This window comes from Thalassolituus sp. UBA2590 (genome assembly GCF_002339775.1).
Lineage (GTDB): Bacteria > Pseudomonadota > Gammaproteobacteria > Pseudomonadales > Oceanobacteraceae > Thalassolituus.
In genome coordinates this window covers 1-5,232 of record NZ_DDKU01000015.1, presented here as the reverse complement: position 1 = coordinate 5,232, position 5,232 = coordinate 1, and the positions used below count along the sequence as shown (strand labels likewise).

Annotated in this window: 6 protein-coding genes; all 6 read left to right on the top strand. The window is 54.2% G+C overall.

The features are described 5' to 3' along the window. Positions 1-144: 144 nt before the first annotated feature. The 6 genes from B2067_RS01215 (at position 145) to B2067_RS01190 (ending at position 4,905) form a co-directional block, all read left to right on the top strand. Positions 145-921: a uroporphyrinogen-III synthase gene (locus B2067_RS01215; protein WP_297531374.1), complete on the top strand. Its 777-nt coding sequence runs from the start codon at positions 145-147 to the stop codon at positions 919-921. Between the two features lie 39 nt (positions 922-960). Further along, on the top strand, positions 961-2,067 hold the full coding sequence (locus B2067_RS01210) for a uroporphyrinogen-III C-methyltransferase (protein ID WP_301377196.1): 1,107 nt from the start codon (positions 961-963) through the stop codon (positions 2,065-2,067). Beyond that, the gene (locus B2067_RS01205) at positions 2,064-3,239 is read left to right on the top strand and encodes a heme biosynthesis protein HemY (RefSeq protein ID WP_301387226.1); all 1,176 of its coding nucleotides are present in this window, start codon (positions 2,064-2,066) and stop codon (positions 3,237-3,239) included. The genes B2067_RS01210 and B2067_RS01205 overlap by 4 nt, the downstream gene beginning before the upstream one ends. A gap of 84 nt (positions 3,240-3,323) precedes the next feature. Continuing rightward, the gene (locus tag B2067_RS01200) at positions 3,324-3,770 is read left to right on the top strand and encodes a hypothetical protein (protein ID WP_076514317.1); all 447 of its coding nucleotides are present in this window, start codon (positions 3,324-3,326) and stop codon (positions 3,768-3,770) included. Between the two features lie 141 nt (positions 3,771-3,911). After that, entirely contained in the window at positions 3,912-4,463 is a 552-nt protein-coding gene (locus B2067_RS01195) for a flavodoxin (RefSeq protein ID WP_301387225.1), read from the top strand. 1 nt (position 4,464) lies between these two features. Further along, positions 4,465-4,905, top strand: coding sequence for a hypothetical protein (locus tag B2067_RS01190; protein WP_297531383.1), 441 nt, complete (start codon positions 4,465-4,467; stop codon positions 4,903-4,905). The last annotated feature ends 327 nt before the right edge of the window (positions 4,906-5,232 follow it).

Here is a 5,232-nt window from a genome sequence, read left to right as displayed (position 1 = left end):
GTCTGGTGGGTAGCGAAGACGGCCAGCAAATGCTGCGTACCGAATACCGGGGCTCGCCAGAAGACGCCGAAGCGCTGGGTATAAAGGCAGCAGAAGACCTGTTGGCGCAGGGAGCGGGTGATATCCTGCGTGCCGTGTATGGTCATGACGTTCACTGAAGCGTTACCGCCGGTTGTAGTAACGCGACCTGCGGACAAAGCCAGTGAATTAATCAGCTCGGTGGCGGAGCTTGGCTTTGAGGTTCGCCATCATCCCTTGATTGAGATTCGCCGATTTGAAGATGATGACAGCGCGGTCTCACGTGCCTGTCGTCAGAAAATCCTCGATATAGACCATTATGACGCTGTCATCGCAATCAGCCAGAATGCCGCTGAGGCGGGTTTCGGATGGATGGACGATTACTGGCCGCAGATGCCAGTGGGCCTGCGTTGGTACGCTGTCGGCCCGACAACGGCAGCGGTTTATCGCGAGTACGATATCGACGCAGAAATGCCGGTTGACCGATACGACAGTGAGGGAGTACTCGCGCTGCCATCGTTACAGCAGGTCGAGGGTGAGAAAATACTCATCTGGCGCGGAGTCGGCGGTCGGGAAACCCTGGCATCGGTTCTGCGTGACCGGGGAGCCCGTGTCGATTACGCCGAGCTCTATGAACGTCGGCAGATTGAATGGGCAGAAGCCGACTGGGACAAAACCTTACAAGGTGCTCCAGTACTGCTGCTAAGCAGTGGGCAGGCGCTCGATATTGCACAACAACAAATACCTGATATCGCGACCCGGGTAAGCACCATCATAGTGCCAAGTGAGCGAGTGGCTACTTACGCCAGGCAGCAAGGCTGTACTGACGTGGTGGTTGCGGCCAGTGCCCGTAATGAAGATACTTTGCACAGCCTGCGCGCGCGGTTTGCCGCAGGCCGTTAAGATTTCGCCGTTAAGGCCAATTTCAGAAGGAAATTCACCGTGAGCAACGAACAACAGACTAACGCCCCGGCTGATAAGGGACAGAAAGAAAAGCGCAGTTCCAATGTGCTTTCCTGGTTTAACCTGCTCCTGATCATCATCCTGTTTGCTCTGGCGGGCGCGGCCGGCTTTTTCGGCTGGCAGCAGCAACAGGCTGCAACCGCTGAAACTGCGGTACTGACTGATCGCCTGAATACTGCACTGCAGAAAATTGAAGCAAGCAACGCGCGTGAAACAACATTGATGCAGCGCGCAGAGGCCCTGAATACTGCGTCTCAGAACCTTGCCGCTCAGGTGGCTCACAACACAGAGCGCTTGGGTAAGCTGCCGGGTGCAGAGCGTCAGGATTGGCTACTGGCTGAAGCAGAATATCTGCTGCGCCTTGCCAGTCAGCGCCTTGAGCTTGAGCGTGACTGGGAGGGTGCGATCAGCATGCTGACCGCAGCAGACAACGTCATCATTGAAACGCGTAACCCTCGTTTTGATAAAGTCCGTGCTCAGATTGCCCGTGAGCTGATGGCTCTGCGTGCCGTGCCAGCCGTTGATCGTGTGGGTGCCATCTTCCGCCTGCAGGCTCTGCAGGAGCAGGTAACAGCGCTGCCGTGGATGCCAGAAAAACTGATTGCAGAACCTGTTGCTGAAGAAGAACCTCTCACGCTGGAAGAGCAGACCTGGTACTGGAACCTCTGGTACACCGTCAGAGATAACGTGATCCGTATGGTGCGTATCCGTGAGCGTGACGAGCCAATCGCGGCGCCACTGACGCCCGATCAGCAGTATTACCTGCAGCAGAACATGCACCTGATGCTGGAACAGGCTCAGATTGCACTCCTGCGCGAACAGACCGAACTGTATGAGCACAGCCTTCAGCGCGTCTCAGAGTGGTTAGATGCCTATCTGGTTATTGAAGATGCACGCACTCGTGCTGCCCGCGCTGCCTTGTCTGAACTGCAGGCCTGGGAAGTGGCTCCGGAGCGCCCTGACATTACTGCGTCACTCCTGATGTTGCAGAAACTGGTTGAAGAGCAGCGCCGCAATGGCACTGTACAGCCAACAGAAGCAAATGCGGATGAGGCTGAAGAGGCCGGTACGGAGGACGACGCATGAGACTGATCGTTCTTTTTCTGATCCTGATTGCTGCGGGAGCGCTGGCCGTTGGCGCATTCGTTTATATCGATGCTGGCTATGTCATGCTCAGCTGGGAAAACTACACGGTAGAGACCAGCCTCTGGATGTTTCTGGTATTGGGCGCCATCGCCCTGCTGGCTGTGTATATAGCATTGCGTGCGTTGCTGGTGTTGTTTGGTAGCGACCGCCGCTTCAATGAGTGGCGTCAGCGTCGTCGCAGCTTACGTGCCCGTCGTCAGACCACGCGAGGCCTGCTTGCTTTGGCGCAGGGTCAGTGGCGCCGTGCCGAACGCAACCTGACAAGCAGCGCTAAAGATTCTGATCAGCCTTTGATCAACTACCTGGCGGCTGCCCGTGCTGCTTACGAGCAGGATAAGTCAGAAGCAACGGACGAATGGCTCAAGCAGGCAAGCCTGAGCACTAAAGGCTCAGACCTGGCGGTGGGTATTACTCAGGTACAGCTGCTGCAATCGCGTCACCAGAACGAGCAGGCGCTGGCCGTGCTGATCAGCCTGCGTGAAAAGCATCCCCGTCATGCCTATCTGCTGAAACTGCTGGTAAAAACGCTGCAGGATCTCGAAGACTGGGTAGCGTTGAATGAGCTTCTGCCAACCCTGCGCAAAGCGACCAAAATCCCGGATGAAGAGTTGCGTAAGCTGGAGCGCAACGTTGCTCTGCAACTGCTCGACCGCGCCCGTCATGCAAATGGTGGACAGGGCCTGACAGCAACGTTTGATGGTCTCGGCCGCGACGTGCGTTACACCAGCGATGTGATGAAGTCATACGTTGACCTGCTGCTCGAAACTGAGCAGGAAGAGAAAGCAGAAGAAGCGCTGCGTGAAGGCCTTAAGCATGTATGGCACGACGAGCTGGTAGAAATCTACGGTCGTCTGAAAGGTAAAGATGCCAACAAGCAGCTGCTGTTTGCTGAGCAGCAGCTGAAAGAGCGTCCTAATGACCCGCTCCTGCTGCTCACTCTGGGTCGTCTGGCGCTGCGTGTGAATGATCTGGAAAAAGCCCGCGAATATCTGAAGACCGGCTTGAGTATCAGAGGCCTGGCCGAACTGCACGCTGAAATGGGTAAGGTCATGCTGGCCGAAGGCGATGAGACGCTGGCCTGTGAACACTTCCAGCTGGCTCTGGGTCACTGATCCCACGCAAGCTGCGCGACACCAGTACATAAAATAATAACAACCGGCGGCCTTGAGCCGCCGGATTGGTATCAGGGGGATGTTATGAATGATATGCCACATCGCTCGGCGCTTGCCGACTACCTCACCATACTGACGGGTCTGTTTACCATCCTGAGTGGAGCCTACTCACTCTACGCCGGTGGTGATGTCTCTGCGGCGGCGGATACCGAAACCTATTGGGATGGTCCTCTGCGACATGCTATTGCGATTACGCTGACTGTGATGGGGCTGTACTTCTTTATGGATCTCTCTGTGAAAATCGCAGGTAAGATCGTCAGAACCGGCACCAGCGGCCTGCCCGGTTGGTTGGTTTTTGGCCTTTTCTATTTTGGTGGTATGGCGTTATACGGGGTCTTTCAGATCGTGCTCCAGTCGAATCTGTTTGCTGAATTACAGATCTCATATTTTATCACTTCGCTTGTCATCTGGCTGGCATTGACCATTCCTCTGGCCATCATGTCGGCATTCAAACCGAAACCACGCCGCTAAAGCGGCTGGTAACGCCTGACCTTTTTTCGCTGCGCGATCACATCTTTACTTTTCTGCAAACTCCAACAGCGGAAGAGTGTTGCCTTTCTTTATAATATAACGATAATGATTCGCATTAATAATTTCAGAGGCGAGTCACACATGGGTTCAACATTGAGTCAGGCGTCTGTCGGTATCGTATTCGGTACAGATACCGGGAATACAGAGGACGTAGCAGAGAAGATTTCCGAACAATTGCAAAGCGCGGGAATCCTTGCTGAATTGATTAACATCACGGATGCTGAGCCCGAGCAGCTGCAAGGCTACGACCTCACGATCATGGGGATTCCCACATGGGACTTCGGTGGCATTCAGGTCGATTGGGAAGATGTCGAAGACATGATTCAGGCTCTGGATATGTCGGGCAAAACCGTCGCCCTTTACGGGCTGGGCGACCAGTTTGGCTACGGTGATTTTTTCCTCGATGCGATGGGCTGGTTACAGGAACATCTGCAAAAAGCCGGGGCGCGCTTTATTGGGTACTGGCCGACCGAAGGATACGAGTTTGAGGCATCACGGGCCGTCAACGAGGAAAAGACGTTTTTCTGTGGTCTGGCCATCGATGAAGACCAACAGTTCGAACTGACCGATGCCCGCGTTGAAAAATGGGTAGCTCAGATTATCAGTGAATACGATGCGCTGGCGGCGGCCTGATATGAGATACATGTGTAACGGCCATCGTCAGTGGCTGATCGATAATCCTTCTGAGCTGACACCGAGCTGGCAGCGGGCAACGTCCATGGGCTGTGAGGCGATGCTCGGCGAGCACTGGCAGAGAGCAGCTATATGTTTCGGTAATGCCGTTGAAGTGGCGGAGCTGGAGCTGGCAAGAAACCCTGATCGTGCGGCACAACAGCGCTATCTTGAAGCAGCAGCTCAGATGATGGCTGCCTTTCGTCGTCTCGGCGACCAGCGAAGCTGCCGCTTTTTGTTCAGCAGAGTGCTGGAGTTGTTAGAGCAACTATCTATGCGGGATTTTTGCGAGGAGAGCCTGGGAATTCTCAAAGAATTCACATTCGGAGACAGCAGGGATGCAGAGAAATCAATGTGGCAGAAGTTAGCTTCAACGAAAGAGCGACGTGCAAGCCTCCACTGAGTGATCTGAACGGGACGGCGAGGAGAAGTACCGTCGATTTACGCAAAGGCTTTGTTGCCGCTTGTAATTTCCTGTTATGAGTCTTTGTTTGCAGTTGCTTACAGAGAACCGGTGACTACATTGAAATTTATATCAATTTAATCCCGGGGCTTTTCTGGCTCCAGTCTCTTGTGGAGCCTGCATGATCGGTATTATTCAGAAAGTACTGCTTGACCTGCTGGAAGAAACCGGCGGAAAGCCATTACTGGGCGCAGTCCTGAAACGAGCTGAAGTCCCTGAGAATGTTACCTTCCGGATAGATCAGAATTATTCAGATGACGAATTTCA